This window comes from Campylobacter sp. CFSAN122748 (genome assembly GCF_045277125.1).
Classification (GTDB): Bacteria; Campylobacterota; Campylobacteria; order Campylobacterales; family Campylobacteraceae; genus Campylobacter_D; species Campylobacter_D jejuni.
In genome coordinates this window covers 426982-451413 of sequence record NZ_CP116953.1, presented here as the reverse complement: position 1 = coordinate 451413, position 24432 = coordinate 426982, and the positions used below count along the sequence as shown (strand labels likewise).

Annotated in this window: 19 protein-coding genes, 2 tRNA genes, 3 rRNA genes, 2 pseudogenes and 1 riboswitch; of the genes and pseudogenes, 7 read left to right on the top strand and 19 right to left on the bottom strand. The window is 34.7% G+C overall.

Annotation, left to right across the window (positions count from 1 at the left end; genetic code table 11):
• Window positions 1-25: 25 nt before the first annotated feature.
• A riboswitch (TPP riboswitch) is annotated at window positions 26-130 on the bottom strand.
• A gap of 13 nt (window positions 131-143) precedes the next feature.
• Complete coding sequence (locus OT390_RS02415) at window positions 144-914, bottom strand: 3'-5' exonuclease (protein ID WP_002867619.1); 771 nt, start codon at window positions 912-914, stop codon at window positions 144-146.
• Window positions 911-1558, bottom strand: a complete 648-nt coding sequence (gene rpe, locus OT390_RS02410; protein ID WP_002859889.1) for a ribulose-phosphate 3-epimerase — start codon at window positions 1556-1558, stop codon at window positions 911-913. Before rpe ends, OT390_RS02415 begins: the two co-directional genes overlap by 4 nt.
• Window positions 1559-1697: 139 nt before the next feature.
• Here rpe and rpmB point away from each other — a divergent pair, with 139 nt between their 5' ends.
• The 4 genes and pseudogenes from rpmB (at window position 1698) to OT390_RS02390 (ending at window position 3399) form a co-directional block, all read left to right on the top strand.
• Entirely contained in the window at window positions 1698-1892 is a 195-nt protein-coding gene (rpmB, locus tag OT390_RS02405; RefSeq protein WP_002854974.1) for a 50S ribosomal protein L28, read from the top strand.
• 184 nt (window positions 1893-2076) lie between these two features.
• Complete coding sequence (locus tag OT390_RS02400; protein WP_002855201.1) at window positions 2077-2292, top strand: YdcH family protein; 216 nt, start codon at window positions 2077-2079, stop codon at window positions 2290-2292.
• A gap of 420 nt (window positions 2293-2712) precedes the next feature.
• Window positions 2713-2961: pseudogene (locus OT390_RS02395) on the top strand (methyl-accepting chemotaxis protein); the annotation flags it as partial.
• Window positions 2962-2964: 3 nt separating this feature from the next.
• Window positions 2965-3399, top strand: coding sequence for a CZB domain-containing protein (locus tag OT390_RS02390; RefSeq protein ID WP_370651196.1), 435 nt, complete (start codon window positions 2965-2967; stop codon window positions 3397-3399).
• Between the two features lie 31 nt (window positions 3400-3430).
• Here the strand turns inward: OT390_RS02390 and OT390_RS02385 are convergent, their stop codons facing one another.
• The 5 genes and pseudogenes from OT390_RS02385 to acpP all read right to left on the bottom strand — a co-directional run bounded on the left by OT390_RS02385 (window position 3431) and on the right by acpP (window position 8730).
• The gene (locus tag OT390_RS02385) at window positions 3431-4027 is read right to left on the bottom strand and encodes an NUDIX domain-containing protein (RefSeq protein WP_002855131.1); all 597 of its coding nucleotides are present in this window, start codon (window positions 4025-4027) and stop codon (window positions 3431-3433) included.
• A gap of 82 nt (window positions 4028-4109) precedes the next feature.
• Window positions 4110-6182 (bottom strand): annotated as a pseudogene (locus OT390_RS02380) (TonB-dependent receptor domain-containing protein).
• Between the two features lie 133 nt (window positions 6183-6315).
• Window positions 6316-7254 carry an acetyl-CoA carboxylase carboxyltransferase subunit alpha gene (locus tag OT390_RS02375; protein WP_002859886.1) on the bottom strand — a complete coding sequence of 313 codons (939 nt, stop codon included), beginning with the start codon at window positions 7252-7254 and terminating at the stop codon, window positions 6316-6318.
• Window position 7255: 1 nt separating this feature from the next.
• Window positions 7256-8470, bottom strand: a complete 1215-nt coding sequence (locus tag OT390_RS02370; RefSeq protein WP_002873547.1) for a beta-ketoacyl-ACP synthase II — start codon at window positions 8468-8470, stop codon at window positions 7256-7258.
• Window positions 8471-8496: 26 nt separating this feature from the next.
• Window positions 8497-8730, bottom strand: a complete 234-nt coding sequence (gene acpP, locus OT390_RS02365) for an acyl carrier protein (RefSeq protein ID WP_002854831.1) — start codon at window positions 8728-8730, stop codon at window positions 8497-8499.
• A 109-nt stretch (window positions 8731-8839) separates the two neighbouring features.
• On the opposite strand from acpP, the gene tenA reads away from it, so the two are divergent.
• Window positions 8840-9508 (top strand): thiaminase II, encoded by a 669-nt coding sequence (tenA, locus tag OT390_RS02360; protein ID WP_002859884.1) that lies wholly within the window; start codon window positions 8840-8842, stop codon window positions 9506-9508.
• Window positions 9509-9531: 23 nt separating this feature from the next.
• On the opposite strand, the gene sdhE is transcribed toward tenA, so the two are convergent.
• The 7 genes from sdhE to gpmI all read right to left on the bottom strand — a co-directional run bounded on the left by sdhE (window position 9532) and on the right by gpmI (window position 16238).
• Entirely contained in the window at window positions 9532-10389 is an 858-nt protein-coding gene (sdhE, locus tag OT390_RS02355) for an 8-methylmenaquinol:fumarate reductase membrane anchor subunit (RefSeq protein WP_002859883.1), read from the bottom strand.
• A 3-nt stretch (window positions 10390-10392) separates the two neighbouring features.
• Window positions 10393-11358, bottom strand: coding sequence for an 8-methylmenaquinol:fumarate reductase iron-sulfur subunit (gene sdhB, locus OT390_RS02350; RefSeq protein WP_002859008.1), 966 nt, complete (start codon window positions 11356-11358; stop codon window positions 10393-10395).
• Entirely contained in the window at window positions 11355-13190 is a 1836-nt protein-coding gene (gene sdhA / locus OT390_RS02345; protein WP_032587575.1) for an 8-methylmenaquinol:fumarate reductase flavoprotein subunit, read from the bottom strand. The genes sdhB and sdhA overlap by 4 nt, the downstream gene beginning before the upstream one ends.
• A 337-nt stretch (window positions 13191-13527) precedes the next feature.
• Complete coding sequence (locus tag OT390_RS02340; RefSeq protein WP_072223319.1) at window positions 13528-13938, bottom strand: pyridoxamine 5'-phosphate oxidase family protein; 411 nt, start codon at window positions 13936-13938, stop codon at window positions 13528-13530.
• A 6-nt stretch (window positions 13939-13944) separates the two neighbouring features.
• On the bottom strand, window positions 13945-14688 hold the full coding sequence (gene fabG, locus OT390_RS02335) for a 3-oxoacyl-ACP reductase FabG (protein ID WP_002859879.1): 744 nt from the start codon (window positions 14686-14688) through the stop codon (window positions 13945-13947).
• On the bottom strand, window positions 14678-14776 hold the full coding sequence (locus tag OT390_RS02330) for a hypothetical protein (protein ID WP_002869268.1): 99 nt from the start codon (window positions 14774-14776) through the stop codon (window positions 14678-14680). The genes fabG and OT390_RS02330 overlap by 11 nt, the downstream gene beginning before the upstream one ends.
• Window positions 14760-16238 carry a 2,3-bisphosphoglycerate-independent phosphoglycerate mutase gene (gene gpmI, locus OT390_RS02325; protein ID WP_032587580.1) on the bottom strand — a complete coding sequence of 493 codons (1479 nt, stop codon included), beginning with the start codon at window positions 16236-16238 and terminating at the stop codon, window positions 14760-14762. Before gpmI ends, OT390_RS02330 begins: the two co-directional genes overlap by 17 nt.
• Window positions 16239-16317: 79 nt before the next feature.
• Here gpmI and mraY point away from each other — a divergent pair, with 79 nt between their 5' ends.
• The gene (gene mraY, locus OT390_RS02320) at window positions 16318-17379 is read left to right on the top strand and encodes a phospho-N-acetylmuramoyl-pentapeptide-transferase (protein ID WP_002901652.1); all 1062 of its coding nucleotides are present in this window, start codon (window positions 16318-16320) and stop codon (window positions 17377-17379) included.
• Window positions 17379-18587, top strand: coding sequence for a UDP-N-acetylmuramoyl-L-alanine--D-glutamate ligase (murD, locus tag OT390_RS02315; RefSeq protein ID WP_032587584.1), 1209 nt, complete (start codon window positions 17379-17381; stop codon window positions 18585-18587). The genes mraY and murD overlap by 1 nt, the downstream gene beginning before the upstream one ends.
• A 195-nt stretch (window positions 18588-18782) precedes the next feature.
• Here murD and rrf read toward each other — a convergent pair.
• From rrf to OT390_RS02290, 5 genes are all read right to left on the bottom strand, one after another.
• Window positions 18783-18899: ribosomal RNA gene (rrf, locus tag OT390_RS02310) — 5S ribosomal RNA — on the bottom strand.
• A 255-nt stretch (window positions 18900-19154) separates the two neighbouring features.
• Window positions 19155-22061 (bottom strand): 23S ribosomal RNA (locus tag OT390_RS02305).
• A gap of 533 nt (window positions 22062-22594) precedes the next feature.
• Window positions 22595-22671 (bottom strand) — tRNA-Ile (locus tag OT390_RS02300).
• An 8-nt stretch (window positions 22672-22679) separates the two neighbouring features.
• Window positions 22680-22755, bottom strand: a tRNA-Ala gene (locus OT390_RS02295).
• A 102-nt stretch (window positions 22756-22857) separates the two neighbouring features.
• A 16S ribosomal RNA gene (locus tag OT390_RS02290) occupies window positions 22858-24370 on the bottom strand.
• The 16S, 23S and 5S rRNA genes sit together here with 2 tRNA genes alongside, the layout of an rRNA operon.
• Window positions 24371-24432 lie beyond the last annotated feature (62 nt).

Below are 24432 nucleotides of genomic sequence, written 5' to 3'. Positions count from 1 at the left end.
AAGGGTGAGTATAAATTTTTAAAGTATTGAAATTTATAAATCTTCCCGACGCTGGTATTATCCAGATCCGGTTCGGTCTAAGCTTTTAGCTTACTCTCAGCCTGTTACACAAGCTCCCGTCATTTATGTCTTAATTATACTCTTTAAATATTTATTTTTGCTTTATGCGTGGCAGTCTTTGTAAAATTTATAAGTTCTTCTGTAGTTTTTATATGATAGGGAAGTTTTCCAAGGCAATATTTAAAAATTTCAGCAGCTGCCAAAGCATCATCTAAAGCCCTATGATGCGTATTTTCCACGCCCAGAAATTCTTTCAAAACCTCTAGTTTATATTTTGGACTTTCTATACAACATTGTGCAAATTCTATAGTACAAATACGACGATTAAGCAAAATGCCAAAACCACACTCATTTAAAGCCTTAGAAATAAAACTATAATCAAAACGCACATTATGTGCTACAAAAATACTGTCTTTTAAAAAAAGCCTAAAATCACTTAAAACCTTTGTTAAACTTGGAGCATTTTCCACCATCTCATAAGTAATACCCGTAAGTTCGGTTATATTTTCTGGAATTTCTTTTACTTTAACAAAACTTTGAAAGCGTCCAATTTCTTTAGAATTTTGAATTTTTACTGCTCCAATTTCTAAAATTTCCCCCTTACTTACACCGCCAGTACTTTCTATATCTACTATACAAAAAATTTCATCTTTAATTTTTGTTGTGCGTGTTTTAAGGATAAAAATATTATCTTTATTCAAAGTTAAGCCCAAACCCAAAAGCTCAAAAGTTTCCAAATCTAAATCAAAATTTTTTAATTCTTCAACTTTGGCAAACTCTTGCATCACCCAATCATAAGGCTTGCTTTGCTTGTTTAATATAGAAATAATCTGATCAATTTGCTGTAAACTCAAAATTCAAGCTTTAAAGATGAAATTGCAGTTTTATAATCATTAGAAGAAAAAATATAACTTCCAGCCACCAAAATATCAGCTCCGGATTCCTCTAAATCGCTAGCATTTAAACCATTAACACCACCATCAACCTCTATAAAAACTTTAGCATTTTTTTTATCAATCATTTGGCGTAATTCTTTGATTTTTTCATGTACCAAAGGTAAAAATTTTTGTCCACCAAATCCAGGATTAACACTCATTAAAAGCACCATATCTACAAATTCTAGCATGTGTTTAATAGAATCAATAGGAGTGTGTGGATTTAAAACAATAGCAGGATGGATTCCTTGACTTCTTATATATTCACAAAGCCTTATAGGATGAACTTCGCTTTCCATATGAAAAGAAATGAATTTTGGTTTCAAAGGGATAAAAAGATCTATAAATTTACTTACATCTTTAACCATCAAATGCACATCTAATGGCAACTTACTAATAGTTGAAATTTTTTCGATCACGCAAGGTCCGAAAGTCAAATTTGGAACAAAGTGTCCATCCATTACATCAATATGTAAAAGATCTGCACCTGCAGCTTCAATAGCTTTAACTTCTTCTTCTAATTTCAAAAAATTTGCAGACAATAAACTTGGAGCTACATACATGATCAAAACCTTAAACTATATATAAATGTGATAAATAATATTTTATCGACTTATATATTAAAAAAACTATAAATTATGGAATATTTTAAGCTTAATTTTGATAGAATCTTCATTTAAAAATTTTCATAAGGACAAGAAAATGGCAAGAGTATGTCAAATCACAGGCAAGGGTCCAATGGTGGGTAATAATGTCAGCCATGCTAACAATAAAACAAAAAGACGCTTTTTACCTAATCTCAGAACAGTTCGTGTAACTTTAGAAGATGGCACCACGAGAAAAATGAGAATCGCAGCTTCTACTCTGAGAACTCTAAAAAAACAAAATTCTAAATAATTTTGAGGATTTATTCCTCAATTTTAAAATTTCCAATTTAAAAATAAACTTTAATAAATCACTTATATAACACACATTTAAAAATTATTATTAATTTTATTATTTTTTAAGCCAAAAATATCTTTTAATAGTGTAAAATACCTTGTTAAATGAATTTTAAATTTCACTAATACAAGGAGAGTTTATGCTACATGAATATAGAGAATTAATGTCAGAGCTAAAAGGTAAAGATGCTCATTTTGATAAACTATTTGATCGTCATAATGAACTTGATGACATGATTAAAGATGCAGAAGAAGGTAGAACTTCTCTTAGCAGCATGGAAATTTCAACTTTAAAAAAAGAAAAGCTTCATGTAAAAGATGAACTTAGCCAATATCTAGCAAATTATAAAAAATAAGGCAAAACAATGTTTGGAAGTAAAATAAACCATTCTGATCTTCAAAAACTTGAAGAAGAAAATAAAAATCTTACACATAAAATTGAAAAATTTCAATCGGAAAATTTAGAATTAAAAAATAAAATTACATCATTAGAACAAGCGGCTTTAGAGTCTAAACTTAAAACAGATCTTTTAAATGTTTTATTAACTGGGGTTTTAAAAAATATTACTATTATTCAAGGCGATATGTTAGAAAATGTAAATAAGGCAGAAGTTATCTCTAGCTATTCTAAAACTTCTCTTGCTGAAATGGATGAACTTAACCATATTGCTAATTCTATCAATGCCTCTTTGGGAAATATTACAGAATCAGCCAATAAAACAAGAGATGTTGCAGGAACATTGCATAGAAGTGTAGATGAAATTACTAATGTAATTAATCTAATTAAAGATGTTTCCGATCAAACCAATCTTTTAGCTCTTAACGCTGCCATAGAAGCTGCACGCGCAGGTGAACATGGGCGTGGTTTTGCTGTTGTTGCCGATGAAGTAAGAAAACTAGCTGAAAAAACACAAAAAGCAACCACAGAAGTTGAAATGAATATCAACCTTCTAAAGCAAAATGCAAATGAAATGTATACTCAAAGTGAGCAAGTTGAAAAAATTTCTATAGATTCTAATGCTCATATTATGAGTTTTTCCGAAAAATTTACTCACTTAGTAAATGAAGCGCATTCTACTAATTCAAATGCAGTTGGTATCGCTTCAGAAGCTTTCGTATCTTTAGCAAAACTAGATCATATAGCTTTTAAATTAAATGGTTATAAAGAAATTTTTTCCAAATCAGGAAAGCAATTAGCCGATCATACATCTTGTCGCTTAGGAAAATGGCTTGCTAGCACAGGAAAAGAAAGATTTGGGCAAAATAAAAGCTTCTTAAAAATTAACGAGCCACATGAAAAAGTTCATGAAAATATGAATAATGCTATAACAATAGCAAATACAGAAGATATTAGCAAAGATATTACTCAACACAGCATAATTAATAAATGCGAAGTTGCTGAAAATGCATCGCTTGATCTTTTCAATGTATTTAAAGAAATGCTTGATGAGTCAGATCATTAAAATCCTAGGTTGAACCTTTTTAAGGTTTAACCTAAATAATCTTTAATTTTCCCCACTTTTCCTTTAAAAACCACATATAAGCAAAATCAAGCAAAGGCGTTCTTATCATATTTTTACATTTTTTTTCAAAATCCTGCACCTTAACATAAACAGCTTCAATCTCTTCATCATCAACTCCACCTCCAGAAGAAATTTTATCTTTTTCATCAACTTCTACGAAATAAAAGCTTTGCTTGCTTACACCTGAACCAAACCCTGTATAAAAATCTCCTATTTTTTCTAAATTTTTAGGAGCATATCCTAGTTCTTCTATACATTCTTCTTTTGCTATTTCCTCTAAAGATAATTTTTTATCCACAAGCCCAGAACAAAGCTCTATAGTATAGCCCATATCATCATCTTTTACATAATCTTTATCATGCATTTGATGATACCAAAGTGGTATACGAAATTGGCGTACAAAAATAAAACTTTCTAATTCTTTATGATACAAAAGCACTGAAACACTATCTTTAGATTCTATAAAATCCCAAGTGCAAAGCCTACCATTACTTTCATAAGCAAATCTCTTAGGCTTAATATAATTTGATTTTTCAAAAGAAAGTTCTTTTAAATTTTTAAACGCCATAATAAAACCTTTTATTTATTTTTCACATTGTACTTTATTTTTGCTTTTTTGAAAATATAAAGGTGATTAAAGCCTTAAAAAATTAAAAATCATATTTATAACTTAACCAAAAACTTCTTCCTTCTGTATAATCTTGATAGCGATTTGCATATCCAGCAGGATTAGCCCCATCCCATCTTGTAACTTGCGGATCAAAGAAATTTTTATCAAAAAGATTTTGCACTGCAAAACTTAAGCTAGATTGCTTATTGATTTTATAATTTATCCCTAAATCTACTATATAAAAAGGCTTATATTTTTGCCATGGCAGACTACCATTACCGCCACCTTTTGCTTTAGCTATAGTATCAAGTCTTGCTCGTGTTTTTATATAGGAACTAAATTTACCTCGCTCATAGTTTAATTTTAACATTGCTATATGTCTTGGTAAATTTTCTATTCTATCACCACCAAACCAATTTTTTTGACCATCTTTGTAGCGATTATCCATAAAAGTATAACTTGAATTTAGGCTAAAGCCATTGTAAGTTTTGGTATTAAATGCAAATTCTATACCTTTAGTCTGCGTTTTTCCAAGATTAATAGGACGCTTACAAACAATGCCATTGCTACAATTAATATCATTTTGCATACCTGTTAAATCTTCACTACTGATTTGATTTGTAAAATCAGTAATAAATCCTGTAATAGAATAATGTGCAAAATCAAATACCATAAAATCAACACCCAATTCATAATTTATACTTTCTTCTGGTTTTAAGTCAGGGTTTCCAAAATAAGCATTATTATTGGCATAATTATAATATCCATTTGTCAACTGCTTGGCAGCAGGAGTTTTATAGCCTTTTGAAACACCTCCTTTCAAGGCTATATTATCATTTAAGTGATAAACCAAATAAACCCTAGGCGTAAATTCAGAATCAAACAAATCGCTATAAATATAACGCAAACCTGTAGTAAAAATCAAATCATCGGTTATAAAATACTCATTTTCCCCATAAAGCGCAACCGCGGTTTGATCAAGATTTTTACCTCTTATTTGACTACCTGCGCTTGCTTGATCATTTTTAATATCTCATAATCAATCCTTGCACCAAAGGTATTTACTAAATTACCGTATTGACCTAAATTCCAAGGTAAAACAACCTTACCTTCTCCTACCCAAATTTGGCTATGCAGCTCCTTATCCTTAGTGCTACCATATTGTAAATATGAGTTAGTTGAACCAAAATCATAGTTACCATCATGATTTAAAACAATATTATCCTTAAAAAGTTGTCTTTCACTTTTAATAGCCCTACTACTTGTAGAATTCACTGAAATTTCATTAATATATCGCTCTATATCAAAATATATATTATTTTTATCATCTACTGTCCAATTAAGCCTAGAACCAAAACCTAAACTAGTAAAAGCACCTGGACTATGACTAGCAATTTGGTAATTATCAGGTCTTTGATTGTTATTATTCCAAACCGGTGTAGGTCATTTTAAATCAGAAGCTGCCTTATCATAATACTTCAACCTTGCAGAAATTGATAATATATCTTCAATCAAAGGAGTTGCTACATAAGCATTAAATCCCTCAGCATTACCATAGTGATTAGAGTGCTGTTGTAAAAGAGTATTAAATTCTATATTTGCTTCGATTTTATCAGGATTTTTCTTAGTGATAATATTTATCCACACCGCCTACAGCATCACTGCCATAAAGTGTAGAAGCTGGACCACGTATAACCTCAATACGCTCTATCATAGACAAAGGTGGCAGATATCCTGACTCACTGCCGCTAAAACCATTATCATAAAACCCATTTGTAACACTTTGATGTTTTCCATCAATTAAAACTAGAGTATAAGAACTACCAAAACCTCGTATGCTAAAATCATAAGTGCCTGTTTTATTCATAGTCACATCTACACCTGGAATATCTCCTATAGCCTCTCCTATATCCTTAATTGGCTTTTTTTCAAGCTCTTCTTTTGTAATGATAGAAATACTAGCAGGCGCATCAACCAAATCTTGTTCAAAACCACTAGCACTAACCACAACATCATTAAGTTGATATTTTTCTTCTGCTTTTAACAAAGCTCCAGATAAAATTAAAAAACACAGTAAACTTTTTTTAAATTTTATATTTTTGATTTGAGTCAAATTAATTCCTTTAAAAATAATTATTTTGATATTTAAAATCATTTTTGAAGTATAAAAAAAGAATACTTTTAATTAACTTAATTTTGATAACAATTATAAATAATAAAATTATTTAAAAAAGCGAAGTAAAAGCCTAAGCCTCTTGATAGGCTCCAAGCTTTAAAATTTTCTGCATACGATTTGCAGAAAGTTCTCGTACATCAATATTTTCAAGTTCATTTAGAGATTTTTTTACATAATCAGCAATAGCTACTGCTGTAGCCTCTTTATTGCGATGTGCACCATTTGTAGGCTCATCTATAACATCATCAATTAAACCTTGAGATTTTAAATCATCAGCCGTTACCTTCATAGCCTTGGTTGCAGCTTCACTTTTTGCAGGATCATTCCAAAGTATTGCAGCACAACCTTCAGGAGAAATTACTGAAAAAACAGAATTTTTCATCATTGCAAGTTTATCTGCAACCCCTATAGCTAACGCCCCGCCACTACCGCCTTCTCCGATAACTATAGCAATGGTCGGTATTTTCAAATCACTTAATTCATATAAATTTCTAGCGATAGCTTCACTTTGTCCTCTTTCTTCAGCACCTATTCCAGGATAAGCACCTGGAGTATCTATCAAAAATAAAATAGGAATTTGAAATTTCTCTGCAAGTCTTGCTACTCTTAAGGCTTTGCGATATCCTTCAGGATGTGGCATCCCAAAATTTCTAGCGATTTTATCTTTTGTTCCACGTCCTTTTTGCTCACCAATTACAATTATTTTTTTCTCTCCTAAATAACCCATAAAACAAACAATAGCAGGATCATCTCTAAAGGCACGATCACCATGTATTTCGTGAGCGTCATTTAAAATAAGTTCAATATAGTCAAGAGCATAAGGGCGATCTGGATGACGCGCTAATTGCAAACGCTGAAAATCACTTAAATTCTTATAAGTTTTAGAAATTTCTTTTTCAAGATTTTTCTTTAAAATTGATACAGCTTCAGTATCTCCTTTAATCTGAGCATTGATAATGTCCTCGTCAATTTGCTGAATATTTTTTTCAAAATCTAAATAAGAAGCCATATTAATCTACTTTTTTAAATACAACACAGCCATTTGTGCCACCAAAACCAAAAGAATTACTCATCACCACTTTTAAATCTACTTTTCTTGATATATTTGGAATATAATCAAGATCACATTCATCATCTTTTACAAGCTGATTGATTGTAGGTGGAACTACCCCATCTCTTAAAGCCATAACACTAACAACTGCTTCAATTGCACCTGCAGCACCCAAGCAATGACCTGTTTGTCCTTTGGTGGAACTTATAAGCGGGATATTATTGCCAAAAAGCTCTTTAATTGCTGCTGTTTCATTTTTGTCATTTACAGGGGTTGAAGTTCCATGTGCATTGATATAATCTACCTTTGGATTCCCTGCCATATTTAAAGCTTTTTTCATAGCTCTTAAAGGCCCATCTAAAGTTGGTGAAGTAATATGATGCGCATCTGCACTTTCTCCAAATCCAATTAATTCAGCATAAATCGTAGCACCGCGTTTTTTAGCCTCTTCATATTCCTCAAAAACTAAAGCTCCAGCACCTTCTCCCATGACAAAACCATCTCTTTCTTTGTCAAATGGTCTTGAAGCATGCTGTGGATCTTCATTTCTAGTTGATAAAGCTTTCATTGAAGCAAAACCACCTATACCCACAGGACAAATCGCAGCTTCTGCACCTACGACTAACATCTTTTTAGCATTTCCCAAAGCTATACTTTTATAAGCTTCTCCTATAGCATGAGTTCCTGCTGCACAAGCTGTAACACAAGAAATATTTGGCCCTTTAAGTCCATGCTCTATAGAAATCAAACCTCCTAACATATTTACAAGTGCCGAAGGTATGAAAAAAGGGGAAATTTTACGCGGACCTCGCTCGGAACAAATAATGGAATTTTTTTCTATGTTAGGCAAACCTCCAATACCAGAAGCCGAAACAATGCCAAATTCTTCTTTGTCTAATTCTTCACTAAATCCAGCATCCTGCATTGCTTCTCTTGCTGCTTTAATTCCAAGTTGTATGAAACGGTCAATTTTTTTTACTTCTTTGCCATCAACAACCTCTAATGGATCAAAATTTTTAACTTCAGCTGCAATTTGAACAGGAAAGTCCGTAGCATCAAAAAGAGTAATTTTATTTACTCCGCTTTCTCCATTGCAAATTGCTTTAAATGAACTTTCTTTATCTAAACCAAGGGCATTGATCATACCAATACCTGTAACTACAACTCTTTTCAAGAATAAGCTCCTTGCAAGAAAAAAAATTATTTTTTTAAATTGTCAATATAATTTACAACATCTTCAATTTTAATTAATTTTTCAGCATCACTATCTGGAATTTCTACTTCAAATTTTTCTTCTAAAGCCATAATAAGCTCTACAACATCTAAAGAATCAGCACCTAAATCTTCAATAATTTTTGATTCCATTTTAACTGCATCTGCATCAATACTTAATTGCTCTACTACTACTGCTTTTACATCATCAAATGTTGCCATTTGTTCTCCTTCAAAAAATTAAAATAAAGCGTATTTTACTATAAAAAGCTTAAAATATTTATAGTTTTTCATTATACTTGAAAATAAAATATTAAAACATAAAGGAAAAATGATGCTTTTCTCTAATTTAATCAAAGAAAATCAAAAAATTTGGGATGCTTATCTACATCATGATTTTGTTAAAAAATTAGAAGATAAAAGCCTAAAGCAAGAAAATTTTCTTTTTTATCTCAAGCAAGATTATATTTATTTGCTTAATTACGCAAAATGCTACGCAAGGTTAGCACTTAACTCAAATACCGCAAAAGAACTTCGTTTTGCTATGAAATTTCAAAATTATATAGTTGAAGGAGAAATGGAGCTTCATCGTGCAATTTTATCTCTTGGCATTAATGCAGATGAACTCGATATAAAAGATGAAAGTTTAGTCAATATAGCCTATTCGCGTTATATGTTAAGCGTAGGTGAAAATGGAGATTTTTTAGATATGTTAGTTGCTCTTAGTGCTTGCGCTATAGGCTATGCAAAAATAGGTGCTGAAATTATAAATCGTTTAAAAAATGAAAATTTAAAAGATCATCCTTACAAGGAATGGATTTTGACCTATGGAAGTGAAAATTTTCAAAATGAAGCTAAAGAATTTGAAGATTTTGTTAATTCTTATACTTCAAGTGTTAGTGCACAAAAATTCCAAAAACTCAGCGAAATTTTTCATACTGCAACACGCTTGGAAGTGGCTTTTTGGGAGCATTCTTTAAGAATGGAATTAAATCTTTAAACATGGGCTTTTTGCCCATGTTTTTATGCAATTTTACTTGCATCAATAATATTATAATCTAAACCAACCGTTTCTTTAGAAAGTCCTAATGCAAGTCCTACTAATTGTGATAAATGAATAATAGGCAATCTTGCTTTAGAATTAGTATAATCTTGAAATCTTTCTTGATAGATATCAAGCTGCATTTGACAAAGTGGACAAGGTGTTACAACACAATCAGCTTGATTTTCACTTGCATTATTGACAATTTGACTAGACATTTTTTTCACAGATTTTTCTGCAGGATAAGAAGCATGAAAACCACAACAATCAAGGCGTTTTTCAAAAGGAACTATTTTAGCCCCTAAAACTTCTACTACACTTTCAAAACTTTTTGGATTGGTTGAACTTTCTTTTTTACCGAAAGCATCTTCAGGTCTTAAACTATGGCAACCATAAAATAAAGCTACTTTTAAATTTGAAAGCGGCTTTTTCACCTTACTTTTTAAATTATCCAAATCCTCATAAAGCTCCCACAAAAGACTTGTAATAGGCGTTGAACCTTGATATTTCATTCCACCTTGTGCTAAAAAAGTATTGATGCGTTCTTTTGCACCCTTATCAAGAGTATTTTTTGCTTTAGTTAAAGTTAGCATACAAGTACTACAAGTTGTAAGTATTGGCATTTTCATCTCTTCCGCTAAAGCAATATTTCTTGCATTAGCTACCAAAGTCGCAATAGGATCAACACACTGCGCTTGAGAAGCCCCACAACAACTCCATCCCTTAATTTCATTCAACTTCCAACCCAAAATAGGTGCAATAGCTTCAAGTGAAATTTTAGATTCTTTTGCAGCTTGAGATAAAACACAACCTGGAAAAAAAGCGTATTCTTTTTGCATATTTTACTCCTTAACAGCAGCTTCTTGTGCTGCCTTTATCATTTTAACCAAATCTTTATGCCCTTCTATTTCATTCTCGCCAAAAACATGCATAGGATTCATTTTTCCTGCGCGCATAAGTTTAAAAGCTATATCTGTTTTACCCATAGAACCTATAACACCCTCAGAACGCAAAGCAAGATAAATTTCATTCAAGCGTCCTGAACCTTCAACTAAATCTTTATAAAAAGCTTCAGCATGATCAGGCCCTAAGCCTTCATTTAAACCTTTTTTAATCGCCATCACTCTTAAATTTGCTATATCGCTTACTGAACTTATACCCTTTGGACAACGATCAGCACACTCTTGACAATGAACACAAAGCCAAAGTCCATTCATTACGCTGGGTTTTACATGCAACATAGGATCCTTACCTCGAGAGTCTGCCGCTGCACGCCAAGCATGAGTAAAAACAAAAGGTTGCATATAATCGCTACTATCTGCTTCTAATTTATTACACTCTGAAGCACAGCTACCACATAAAATACAATCCCATTGCTTGCTAATACGATCAAATTCTTCTTGACTTTGTTTACAGCCCTTTTCCGCTGAAAATTCATTTTTTGCTACCATGGCAGGACGAATTTTTCTTAAATTTTCTATAGAAGGCTCCCAATCCACAATTAAATCAGAAATTACTCTAAAATTTCCAAGCGGAGAAATGCGTATACTTAAAGGATTATCATATTCTTTTAACAAATCTTGCATTTTAGTATCACAAGCAAGATAAGAATGCCCATTCACACGAACTGCACAAGCCCCACAAATCGCAGATTGACAAGAGGCGGTAAAATTTAAAGTAATATCTTTTGTTTTTTTAATAAAAAGCAAAAGAGAGAGCAGAGTTTTTCCTTGTATATCCTTATCATCAATATCATAACTTTGTTCATATTTTTCCTTGCCATTAAAACGATCTATGATGATTTTCATTGTACTCTCCTTCCATCAAGTGAAAACTCAGTTACCACGACATCTTTATAACTAAGTTTTAATTCATCATTTTCTAAATTTACAATGCTATGTTTTAAGAAATTTTTATCATCTCGCTTTGGATAATCTTCTCTAGTATGAGCCCCACGACTTTCAAGTCTATTTCTAGCTGCTAAACAAGCACAGCGAGAAAGTAAAATCAAATTGCCAAGCTCTACATAATCTGTAAAAGCAGTATTCATCACTTCATTAGGATTTGGAATACGAATTTTTTCATATCTTGCTTGTATATCTTCTAAATTTTTTGCTAGAAGATCGAGTTTTTCTTGAGTTCTAAAAATCCCCATATTATCCCAATTTTGACTTCCTAGCTCTTCTCGCAATTCATACATTTCTTGACCATTTCCGCCATTATTTGTAATTTCTTTAAATCTAACCTGCCATTTTTGAGCAAGTTCATGAGTTTTTGCCCCTTTTCCAAAACTTGCATCTTTAGCATAATTTGTCGCACCAATACCTGCTAAATGCCCTGTTACAACTGCATCGGCTAAAGAATTTCCCCCTAGTCTATTAGCTCCATGTATAGAAATGCAAGAAGCTTCTCCACCTACATAAATTCCAGCAATTTTAGTACTCATATCTTCAAATTTAGCCACTTCAATTCCACCCATAGAATAATGCGCCGTTGGACGAATAGGTACAGGAGTATCTACTAAATCAATATTTTCAAAAAGCATTGCAGTGTGACGAATTTTTGGTAAATCTTTTAAAATTTTTTCTTTTCCTAAGTGGCGTACATCGCACAAAACATAAGCTCCAAGTCCCTCGCCATAACCTCTACCTTCACGAATTTCTGTTTCTATAGCACGCGCAACCACATCTCGCGGTGCAAGCTCCATTTTTTCATGGTAATTTTTCATAAAACGCTCACCACGATTATTTAAAAGATATCCCCCTTCACCGCGCGCCGCTTCTGTAATAAGAGTTCCACCATTTGCAACTCCTGTTGGGTGAAATTGTATCATCTCAGGATCTTCAAAACCAAGTCCTGCTCTAAGAGCAGCTGCCACACCATCTCCTGTGGCAATAAAAGGAGTTGAAGTTCTATTATAAAATATCCTTGTGTATCCCCCTGTAGCAATCACCAAAGCTTTGCATAACACAGGATAAATTCCACCGCTTTGTATATCTCTTAAAACGACACCCTCGCATTTTCCATCCACAACACCTATATCCAAAAGTTCATGATCCATTAAAAATTTCACACCACTACTAATAGCATCATCTAAACAAGAATGCATTAAAATATGACCTGTTTTATCTGCAGAATAGTTACAGCGTTTCTTAGAAGCTCCTCCCATTAAACGCTGAGCTACTCCACCTTGCTCATTTCTTGAAAACAAGGTTCCTATAAAATCCATATTAAAAATAGCCTTTCCAGCTAATTCGCAAAATTTTAAAGCCGCGTCTTGATCTACCAAATAAGCTCCGCCTTTAATAGTATCATAAGCATGTAATTTATAGGAATCTCCATTAGAAAAATCAGTAACTCCATTAATTCCACCCTCTGCCATACAAGTTGCGTTACGCGATGGCATCATCTTTGTAGCTACTACAACGCTTAATTTTGGATTTTCTTTTCTCACTGCGGCTGCAGCACGCAAACCTGCTCCACCTGATCCAATTACCAAAACATCGCAAGAAGGTAAATTTGCATCTTTATCCATCTTAGATGAATCATCTAAAGCATAAACTCCACTTGAACTTGCAACTAAAGCTCCTACACTAATACAGGCTGTTTTTATAAAATCTCTTCTAGAAAATTCACCCATATCATTCTCCTTATTTAAAAAAATTAATAATAATTTTTAATGTAAGTCAATCTTACATAACCGCATGCCAAAAATCCAAAAACAAACTCTCCTTTCAATATAAAATGGATTAAAAACAAATTTATAATTTAGTAAATATAAAAAAGCATAAGATAAATAATCAAAGAAGATAGATGAATATAATAAAATAAATATTAAAAAATTTTTGCAATATATCATAATCTATTCCTTGCAAATTAAACGGAATGATTATACCTTAAAAAAATAACAAAAAGTTAATATTAATTAAGATAATATTTATCTTAATTAATATATAGTTAATAAAATTATCAAATCATTAAGCCTTAAAAAGCTTAAATTCTCCATTCATAAATTGCATTCTAGCACTTAAATGATCAAGATAAAAAACTTCAAATTTTGGATTTTGCGGAGTTTCATAAAGATTTACAAGATAAGGATATTTTTTAAACATCATTTTTTTAACTTCTAAATTTGGTTCAAAAACCGCATTAGCTCTAAGTCTTAAAAAAGTCCCATCTTTTGCACAAGAACAAAATTCAATACCATTATAATTTTTTATATGCTTAAAAAGTCCTTTTGTATTTGCTGTGCAAAAATAAATTTTATCTCCCACAAGCAATGGACTTTGTATAGGACGCACTCTAGGATTTCCACAAGTTCCTAAAGTGGCTAAAAATGCTGGTGCATTATCATCTAAAAATTGTGCTATTTCTTTTAAATCCATCATTTTTCCTTACATATATAAACCACCATTGATCTTAAGCACATCGCCTGTCACATAAGAGGCATAATCACTAAGTAAAAACGCTACACAATTAGCCACTTCTTCAGGTTCTGCAAAGCGTTTTAAAGGGATATTGTCTTGATAGGTTTGTTTGATTTCATCACTTAAAACTTCAGTCATATCGCTTTTTATGAAACCTGGAGTCACACAGTTAAAGCGTAAATTTCTACTTGCTCCTTCTTTAGCAAAAGATTTAGTCATAGCTATCATTCCACCTTTACTAGCAGAATAATTTACTTGTCCAGCATTGCCCATTTCTCCGACAATAGAAGCGATATTTACAACAGCACCAAAACGTTTTTTACTCATGGTTTTTAAAGCTTCTCTACAACCTAAAAAAGCTGAGCTTAAATTTGTATCTACAACGCTACTAAAGTCCTCTAATTTCATTCTTAAAGCAAGTTTATCATTTGTAACGCCTGCATTATTTACAAGATAACTTAATTCTCCATCACTCTCAACTATAGTTTTTACACCGTTTTCAAACTCATCTTCTTTGCTTGCATCAAATTTAATCACAGCAGCAACGCCACCACTTGCAATAATTTCATCTTTTAAAGCATCTGCAAGTTCAGGTTTTGAACGATAATTGATCCAAACTTTAAGTCCAAAACCCGCCAAAGTTTTTGCGATAGAAGCACCTATTCCCTTACTTGCTCCAGTAATTAAAACATTTTTTCCACTAAATTTCATTATCTATCCTTAATAAGTTTAATTTTAAAAATTGCAATCTTAACAAATTTCTTATAAAAAAGGCAAACAAACTAAAATAAAGCCTCATTCATTTCTTTTGGAATTTCTAAGTCTAAAATTTTAAGCACGCTTGCAGCGATATTGCTAAGCCCCATATTATCTTTAATCTTTGAAACTCCCTTTGCTTGCACAAAAACAAAAACATCAAAAGTGGTGTGATTGGTAAGCAAATTTCCTTTTTCATCTTGCATAGCCTCGCAATTTCCATGATCACTTGTAATGATAAAAGCATAATCATGCTTTTTTGCACATTCTATAATCTCGCCCAAACAAGTATCCACCGCTTCGACAGCCTTTATAGCAGCATTAAAATCACCTGTATGTCCAACCATATCTCCATTTGCAAAATTTACCACTATAAAATCCTCACCCTTTTCTATGCCTTTTTTCACTGCATCACACACTTCAAAAGCACTCATTTGGGGTTTTTCATCATAAGTTTTTACCTTGGGGCTTGGGATTAAAACCCTTGTTTCATTTTCTAAAAGCTCTTCTTTTCCGCCATTAAAAAAGAAAGTTACATGGGCGTATTTTTCGGTTTCTGCGGTATGAAGCTGACTAAGCCCTGCTTTAGAAATCACTTGCGCTAAAGTATTTTCAATTTTTTCTTTTTCAAAAAGCACAGGGAGTTTAAATTTATCATCATAAACACTCATAGTAAGTAAATTTTCAAAGATTTTTTCGCGTTCAAACTCTTTAAAATCCTTAGAATTTAACACTTCAACAAGTTGTTTCATTCTATCATTTCTAAAGTTGATAAAGATAATGCCATCTTCTTCTCTCATGCCCTTGTAATTCTCATTTTGAGCTGCTTTGATAAACTCATCAGTAACATTTTCATCGTAAGATTTTTGTAGGTATTCTAATAAATTTGGCACTTTATAAGCCTTACCTAACAAGCACTCATAATACTCTTTTACCCTATCCCAACGCTTATCTCTATCCATAGCATAAAAACGCCCACAAAGCGTAGCAAAATGCACGCCTAAGTTTTCACAAAATTCTTTTAAATCTTTTATGAAATTTAAGCCACTTTTTGGACTTACATCACGCCCATCAGTGATTGCGTGAGCAAAAACTTCATTGCCATTTTTCGCACAAATTTCAAGCATGGCTTTAAAATGCGTATCCATAGAATGCACCCCGCCATCACTATAAAGCCCTATAATATGCACTCTTTTACATTTTGCTAAAAGTTTTTGTAAATTCTCATTTTTTTCAAGTTCTTTGTTTTCAATGGCTTTATTAATACGCACTAAATTTTGATAAATAATACGCCCACTTCCTATACACATATGCCCTACTTCACTATTTCCCATCTGCCCTTCTGGCAAACCTACAGCTAAACCACTCGTTTTTAGTAAAGAATTTGGGACTTCCTTAAAAAGCTTTTCATAACTTGGTTTTTTAGCTGCTTCAAAAGCATTAAACTTACTATTCTTATTATACCCTATTCCATCTGTAATAATTAAAACGCATTTTTGCTTCATTTTTCTCTCTTTTATAAGAATTTTTTTGGTTAGATTTTACTAAAATTAAACTTTTAAAAACCAAAAAGAAGGCTAGGTTTTGTATTATCTTTCAGATTTAAGTCATTATGCTTTTTTTACTTATATTAGTGTGCGTGCAGGATTTGCATTTTTTATCGCTTTATGTTTGTCTTTATTTTTAATGCCTAAATTTATTACTTGGGCAAAAGCTAAAAATGCTAGTCAACCTATTTACGAATACGCCCCAGAAACTCATAAAACCAAATGCCATACTCCAACCATGGGTGGGCTTATTTTCATCAGTTCTGCAGTAATCGCAAGTTTATTTTGTATCAAATTTGATAATATTTTTGCTATAAGTGCTTTACTTTGTTTGATACTTTTTTGTTTGATAGGACTCATAGATGATTTAGGCAAAGTTCTAAAAAAAGATAATCATTCAGGACTTAGTCCAAGAATGAAGCTTTTAGCACAAATCATCGCTGGACTTATCTGCATCTTACCTTTATATTTTAGTTCAGAGCTTAGCACGGAACTTTTTATACCTTTTTATAAACACCCTCTTTTTGATATGGAAATTTTTGCCATTGCTTTTTGGATTTTGGTTTTAATTTCTAGCTCTAATGCTGTAAATTTAACCGATGGACTTGATGGCTTAGCTACAGTTCCAAGCATTTTTTCTTTATCTACTTTAGGGATATTCTTATATTTGAGTGGAAATTTAAATTATAGTGAATATCTACTTTTGCCAAAAATTCAAGGACTTGGTGAAGTAGTGATTATTTGTGCGGCGCTAATTGGTGCTTTAATGGGATTTTTATGGTACAACTGTTATCCTGCACAAGTTTTTATGGGAGATAGTGGAAGTTTAGCTTTAGGTGGCTTTATAGGATTTTTAGCCGTTATTAGCAAAAATGAAATTTTACTTTTATTCATAGGTTTTGTTTTTGTTCTTGAAACTGTTTCTGTAATTTTACAAGTTGGAAGTTTTAAAATTTTTAATAAAAGAGTATTTAAAATGGCGCCTATTCATCATCATTTTGAAAAAGTTGGCTGGGTGGAAAATAAAATTATAGTGCGTTTTTGGATGATAGCCTTACTTTCAAATTTGCTTGCACTTGCATCAATAAAGCTAAGATAATGAAAATTTCACTTTTTGGATACGGAAAAACCACACGTGCTATTGCTGAAAATTTAGTAGATAAATTTGGACCTTTTGATATTTATGATGATCATTTTACAGAAACAAAAAAAGATACACTAGGAAATTTACTTTTAAATCCTAATGATTTTGATGATAATTTAAGCGACATTGAAATTCCTAGTCCAGGTTTTCCACCAAAGCACAAACTCATTCAAGAAGCAAAAAATTTACAAAGTGAATATGACTTTTTTTACGATGTCATGCCAAAATCTGTTTGGATAAGCGGAACCAATGGCAAAACCACCACCACACAAATGGCTACACATTTATTATCACATATTGGTGCTGTTATGGGTGGAAATGTTGGAACTCCTTTAGCAGAGCTTAATCCTTATGAAAAACTTTGGATACTTGAAACTTCATCTTTTACCCTACACTACACTCATAAAGCTAAACCTGAAATTTATGCACTTTTACCCATCAGTCCTGATCATCTTTCTTGGCATGGAAGTTTTGATAATTATGTTCAAGATAAGCTAAGCGTTTTAAAAAGAATGAATGAATGTGATGTAACAATACTGCCTAAAATTTATGCAAATACTCCAACAAAAGCTCATAAAATAAGCTATGAAGATGAAAAAGATCTAGCTGTTAAATTTGGCATTGATACGGAAAAAATTTCCTTTAAAAGTCCTTTTTTACTCGATGCTATCATGGCTTTAGCTATAGAAAAAATTCTACTTGATACTTTAAGCTATGAGCTTTTAAATAGCTTTGTAATGGAAAAAAATAAACTCGAAGAGATTAAAGACAGTCAAAATAGGCTTTGGGTAAATGACACTAAAGCCACAAATGAAAGTGCAGTAATGGCTGCGCTTAGTCGCTATAAAGATAAAAAAATCCATCTTATCATAGGGGGAGATGATAAGGGTGCAGATCTTAGCAATTTATTTGATTTTATGAAAGGATTTGATATAGAACTCTATGCTATAGGTATTAGTACCGAAAAAATGCTTGATTATGCAAAAAAAGCGAATTTGAAAGCCTATAAATGTGAAGTTTTATCTAAAGCTGTAAATGAAATTTCAAATCACTTAAGAGTCAATGAAGTAGCTCTTTTAAGTCCCGCTTGTGCAAGTTTAGATCAGTTCAACTCTTACGCAGAGCGTGGAAAAGTCTTTAAAGAATGTGTGAATAAAATTTAATTTATTTTACTTTTCATAGAAAATTTTAAATTTTATCCTTCTAGTATTTTCAAACCCCTAAAAACACCCTATTCTCTCTAAAAACCCTAACCAGCAGCAAACTCTTTTTTAAACACGATTCTAAGTATCATCTAAAACAACAATAAAAATAAACATAGGATTTATATATAAAGTAAGTAATGAAGACATTTAACAAGTCCGCAATGAGCTACTTTCCCCCTGCCAGTAAGGCGTAGTATCATCACCCACGATGTGCTTAGCTTCTTGGTTCGGGATGGAGCAAGGCGTTTCCACATCTGTATAATCACGGACATTGTTATTTAAATATTCTTTGAAAGATTGAATTTAAGAATAAAACTTAATCTTTTATTCCTTTACTTTTTTCTTTATTCTCTTTCTTCTTTTCTTATCTTTTATCTTTGATAAGTTTTTATATAGAATACTTAAAAAACAATGTTAAGAGCAAGTTCTAATACAAACTCTACTTGAAAGATTTCTATTAAACTCTAAATATTATCTATATTCAAAGTCTTCTTAAAAACCTTAACAAGGAAGTGATGCTTTATTAAAGATAAGCCAAACGCTCTATTAGTACTGGTCAGCTAAAGGACTTTCATCCATTACACACCCAGCCTATCAAACTAGTAGTCTTCTAGAGAGCTTAGAGAAGATTCATCTTAGAGTTGGCTTCACGCTTAGATGCTTTCAGCGTTTATCCTTTCCAAACTTAGCTACGCTGCGATGCTCTTGGCAGAACAACAGCTACACCAGTGGTTTGTTCAACCCGGTCCTCTCGTACTAGGGTCAAATCTCTTCAATCTTCTTACGCCCACGGCAGATAGGGACCGAACTGTCTCACGACGTTCTGAACCCAGCTCGCGTACCGCTTTAAATGGCGAACAGCCATACCCTTGGGACCTGCTCCAGCCCCAGGATGCGATGAGCCGACATCGAGGTGCCAAACCTCCCCGTCGATGTGAGCTCTTGGGGGAGATCAGCCTGTTATCCCCGGGGTACCTTTTATCCTTTGAGCGATGGCCCTTCCACACAGAACCACCGGATCACTAAGACCGACTTTCGTCTCTGCTTGACTTGTATGTCTTGCAGTTAAGCTGGCTTATACCTTTATACTCTACGAACGATTTCCAACCGTTCTGAGCCAACCTTTGTAAGCCTCCGTTATTATTTGGGAGGCGACCGCCCCAGTCAAACTACCCACCAGACATTGTCCCACTTGAGGATAACTCAAGCTGGTTAGCTACCCAAATAAGAAAGAGTGGTATCTCAACAATGGCTCATATACAACTGGCGTCATATACTCAAAGCCTCCCACCTATCCTGCACATTCTTATCCAAGTAGCAGTGTCAAGCTGTAGTAAAGGTCCACGGGGTCTTTCCGTCTTGCCGCGGGTAGGAGGAATTTTCACCTCCACTACAATTTCACTGGATCCCTCTTTGAGACAGCTCCCATCTCGTTACGCCATTCATGCAGGTCGGTATTTAACCGACAAGGAATTTCGCTACCTTAGGACCGTTATAGTTACGGCCGCCGTTTACTCGGGCTTCGATCAAGAGCTTCGCTAATGCTAACCCCATCAATTAACCTTCGAGCACCGGGCAGGCGTCACACCCTATACATCCTCTTACGAGTTAGCAGAGTGCTGTGTTTTTGGTAAACAGTCGGGAGGGACTCTTTGTTGTAAGTTTCCTTGCTTTCGGAGTAAATCCTAATACAAAGCTAACCACACCTTATACCGAAGATACGGTGCTATTTTGCAGAGTTCCTTAAAGAGAGTTCTTCCACGCGCCTTAGAATACTCATCCCACCCACCTGTGTCGGTTTACGGTACGGGCAACATTAGCTAAACTTAGAAACTTTTCTTGGCTCGACGGCATCAGGGGTTCTTCTATCCATCCGAAGACTTCAAAAAGCCTTTCAGTTCTCGGAGTATTGTTATACGGATTTGCCTGTATAACCTCCTACGACCTTAGACTAGCACTTCCATCCGCTAGCCCCCTTAGCCCTAAGCGTCCTTCCATCGCACACTAATGTTGGTATTGGAATATTAACCAATTTGCCATCGTCTACCCCTTTCGGACTCGACTTAGGACCCGACTAACCCTACGATGACGAGCATCGCGTAGGAAACCTTGGGTTTACGGCGTTAATGATTCTCACATTAATTATCGCTACTCATGCCTGCATGCTCACTTCTATTCGCTCCAGCACTCCTTACCGGTATACCTTCGACGCAAATAGAACGCTCTCCTACCACTTAGTAAACTAAGTCTACAGCTTCGGTACTTACTTTAGCCCCGTTATATTTTCCGCGCAAAATCACTAGACCAGTGAGCTATTACGCTTTCTTTAAAGGATGGCTGCTTCTAAGCCAACCTCCTGGTTGTTTAAGTAACTTCACATCGTTTTCCACTTAAGTAAGATTTAGGGACCTTAGCTGGTAGTCTGGGTTGTTTCCCTCTTGACGACGGATTTTATCACTCGCCGCCTGACTGCTGTGATTACATATAAGGTATTCGGAGTTTGATAGGGTTTGGTACATTGGTGTATGCCCTAGCCCATTCAGTGCTCTACCCCCTTATATTACGACACAACGCTATACCTAAATATATTTCGGAGAGAACCAGCTATCACGAAGTTTGATTGGCCTTTCACCCCTATCCACAAGTCATCCCGGGGCTTTTCAACGCCTATGGGTTCAGTCCTCCACTAGTTCTTACACTAGCTTCAACTTGCTCATGGATAGATCACTTCGTTTCGGGTCTGCAGCATCTGACTAAGCGCCCTATTCAGACTCGCTTTCGCTACGGCTTCGCGTTTGCTTAACCTTGCCAGACACCACAACTCGCAGGCTCATTATGCAAAAGGCAGTCCATCACCCTGTATTGCTACATAGGGCTCTGAATGATTGTAAGCAAATGGTTTCAGGTTCTATTTCACTCTGATCACCTCAGTTCTTTTCACCTTTCCCTCACGGTACTTGTGCACTATCGATCTGGTATTAGTATTTAGGGTTGGATCGTGGTCGACCCGGATTCAGACAGGATTCCTCGTGTCCCGCCCTACTCAGGATACTGCTAGCTAAGGTTTGTTTTTCGCATACGGGACTATCACCCTCTATGGTTATACTTTCCAGAATGTTCTGCTAAACTTACCTCTTGCACATTGCAGTCCTACAACCCCCAGTGCAAGCACTGGGTTTGCCCTCTTGCGCTTTCGCTCGCCGCTACTGACGCAATCTCTATTGATTTCTTTTCCTGAGGGTACTAAGATGTTTCAATTCCCCTCGTTCGCTCCTATATAGGTAATGTATATCTCTATACATTGGGTTGCCCCATTCGGAAATCTACGGATCAAAGCTTCTTGACAGCTCCCCGTAGCTTATCGCAGTCTAGTACGTCCTTCATCGCCTTTACCAGTCAAGGCATCCACCATTCGCTCTTAGTAGCTTACCTTTTTTACCTTTTATTATTGATTCTAAAACGCATCACTTCCTTGTTAAAGTTTTTATGATAAGACTTCTTTATCTTAAGACGGAAAGCATTCAAACACTTAATATAAAACTAAATGATTTAGTCTCAACTAAGCTGTGAGTTTGAAACTTGTCTTTAATTTATAATCCTTAAATCTAATATTCTCTTTATTCATAGAAGAGAAGACAGCTAAAAGTTAAGTTAAACTAAAGAAAAGATAAATAGGTTTTATCCTTTAACAAGTCCTGTAAAATTGTTTTTATTAAAACTTGCTTGTGACTCTTAACAATGATAATTAAAAGAACATTTAGGTTTAAAACCTAAAGGAAGTATATATATTAACATAATCATTATAAATATAAATGCATAATGTATATGCTACTTATATCTATTAAAGTATATTCTTTTATAGTTAAAGATAAAAATAAATCTAAGTATAGAGTTTATATTTTATATTTAATCTATTTTATATACTTGCTTTAGATTTTAAAGCTTCTTTATTCAAATCTTTTTTATGGTGGGCCTAACAAGACTTGAACTTGTGACCTCACCCTTATCAGGGGTGCACTCTAACCAGCTGAGCTATAGGCCCTTAATAAATGGTGGAGAATAGCGGGATCGAACCGCTGACCTCCTGCGTGCAAAGCAGGCGCTCTCCCAGCTGAGCTAATTCCCCATAAACAATTAGCTTTATCATCAATCTTTGAAATCTAAACAAGAATCAATTGAGTTTATATATTGAAGTAATAGTTGTGAGACTTATTACTTTGTACTCTAGAAAGGAGGTGATCCAACCGCAGGTTCTCCTACGGTTACCTTGTTACGACTTCACCCCAGTCGCTGATTCCACTGTGGACGGTAACTAGTTTAGTATTCCGGCTTCGAGTGAAATCAACTCCCATGGTGTGACGGGCGGTGAGTACAAGACCCGGGAACGTATTCACCGTAGCATGGCTGATCTACGATTACTAGCGATTCCGGCTTCATGCTCTCGAGTTGCAGAGAACAATCCGAACTGGGACATATTTTATAGATTTGCTCCACCTCGCGGTATTGCGTCTCATTGTATATGCCATTGTAGCACGTGTGTCGCCCTGGGCATAAGGGCCATGATGACTTGACGTCGTCCACACCTTCCTCCTCCTTACGAAGGCAGTCTATTTAGAGTGCTCGGCCGAACCGTTAGCAACTAAATACGTGGGTTGCGCTCGTTGCGGGACTTAACCCAACATCTCACGACACGAGCTGACGACAGCCGTGCAGCACCTGTCTCTAAGTTCTAGCAAGCTAGCACCCTCTTATCTCTAAAAGGTTCTTAGGATATCAAGCCCAGGTAAGGTTCTTCGCGTATCTTCGAATTAAACCACATGCTCCACCGCTTGTGCGGGTCCCCGTCTATTCCTTTGAGTTTTAATCTTGCGACCGTACTCCCCAGGCGGTACACTTAATGCGTTAGCTGCATTACTGAGATGACTAGCACCCCAACAACTAGTGTACATCGTTTAGGGCGTGGACTACCAGGGTATCTAATCCTGTTTGCTCCCCACGCTTTCGCGCCTTAGCGTCAGTTGAGTTCCAGCAGATCGCCTTCGCAATGGGTATTCTTGGTGATATCTACGGATTTTACCCCTACACCACCAATTCCATCTGCCTCTCCCTCACTCTAGACTATCAGTTTCCCAAGCAGTTTAATGGTTAAGCCATTAGATTTCACAAGAGACTTGATAATCCGCCTACGCGCCCTTTACGCCCAGTGATTCCGAGTAACGCTTGCACCCTCCGTATTACCGCGGCTGCTGGCACGGAGTTAGCCGGTGCTTATTCCTTAGGTACCGTCAGAATTCTTCCCTAAGAAAAGGAGTTTACGCTCCGAAAAGTGTCATCCTCCACGCGGCGTTGCTGCGTCAGGGTTTCCCCCATTGCGCAATATTCCCTACTGCTGCCTCCCGTAGGAGTCTGGACCGTGTCTCAGTTCCAGTGTGACTGATCATCCTCTCAGACCAGTTAAGCGTCATAGCCTTGGTAAGCCATTACCTTACCAACTAGCTGATACTATATAGTCTCATCCTACACCGAAAAACTTTCCCTACTCAACTTGTGTTAAGCAGGAGTATAGAGTATTAGCAGTCGTTTCCAACTGTTGTCCTCTTGTGTAGGGCAGATTAACTATACCTTACTCACCCGTGCGCCACTAATCCACTTCTAGCAAGCTAGAAGCTTCATCGTTCGACTTGCATGTATTAGGCACGCCGCCAGCGTTCACTCTGAGCCAGGATCAAACTCTCCATAAAAATTATAGATAGTTTAATCTTTTTCTTCAAAGAAAAAGTTATGAAAGATTAAAAGAAAAGCT

What these genes read in the sequence shown, in the direction of transcription:
- OT390_RS02330 (WP_002869268.1), bottom strand. Translation starts at nt 14,776, where the DNA reads ATGAGGCTTTATTTTAGTTTGTTTGCCTTTTTTATAAGAAATTTGTTA.
- murD (WP_032587584.1), top strand. Translation starts at nt 17,379, where the DNA reads ATGAAAATTTCACTTTTTGGATACGGAAAAACCACACGTGCTATTGCT.
- OT390_RS02375 (WP_002859886.1), bottom strand. Translation starts at nt 7,254, where the DNA reads ATGGCTTCTTATTTAGATTTTGAAAAAAATATTCAGCAAATTGACGAG.
- tenA (WP_002859884.1), top strand. Translation starts at nt 8,840, where the DNA reads ATGATGCTTTTCTCTAATTTAATCAAAGAAAATCAAAAAATTTGGGAT.
- OT390_RS02400 (WP_002855201.1), top strand. Translation starts at nt 2,077, where the DNA reads ATGCTACATGAATATAGAGAATTAATGTCAGAGCTAAAAGGTAAAGAT.
- acpP (WP_002854831.1), bottom strand. Translation starts at nt 8,730, where the DNA reads ATGGCAACATTTGATGATGTAAAAGCAGTAGTAGTAGAGCAATTAAGT.
- rpmB (WP_002854974.1), top strand. Translation starts at nt 1,698, where the DNA reads ATGGCAAGAGTATGTCAAATCACAGGCAAGGGTCCAATGGTGGGTAAT.
- sdhE (WP_002859883.1), bottom strand. Translation starts at nt 10,389, where the DNA reads ATGCAAAAAGAATACGCTTTTTTTCCAGGTTGTGTTTTATCTCAAGCT.
- OT390_RS02385 (WP_002855131.1), bottom strand. Translation starts at nt 4,027, where the DNA reads ATGGCGTTTAAAAATTTAAAAGAACTTTCTTTTGAAAAATCAAATTAT.
- sdhA (WP_032587575.1), bottom strand. Translation starts at nt 13,190, where the DNA reads ATGGGTGAATTTTCTAGAAGAGATTTTATAAAAACAGCCTGTATTAGT.
- fabG (WP_002859879.1), bottom strand. Translation starts at nt 14,688, where the DNA reads ATGAAATTTAGTGGAAAAAATGTTTTAATTACTGGAGCAAGTAAGGGA.
- sdhB (WP_002859008.1), bottom strand. Translation starts at nt 11,358, where the DNA reads ATGAAAATCATCATAGATCGTTTTAATGGCAAGGAAAAATATGAACAA.
- OT390_RS02340 (WP_072223319.1), bottom strand. Translation starts at nt 13,938, where the DNA reads ATGATGGATTTAAAAGAAATAGCACAATTTTTAGATGATAATGCACCA.
- rpe (WP_002859889.1), bottom strand. Translation starts at nt 1,558, where the DNA reads ATGTATGTAGCTCCAAGTTTATTGTCTGCAAATTTTTTGAAATTAGAA.
- OT390_RS02390 (WP_370651196.1), top strand. Translation starts at nt 2,965, where the DNA reads ATGAGTTTTTCCGAAAAATTTACTCACTTAGTAAATGAAGCGCATTCT.
- gpmI (WP_032587580.1), bottom strand. Translation starts at nt 16,238, where the DNA reads ATGAAGCAAAAATGCGTTTTAATTATTACAGATGGAATAGGGTATAAT.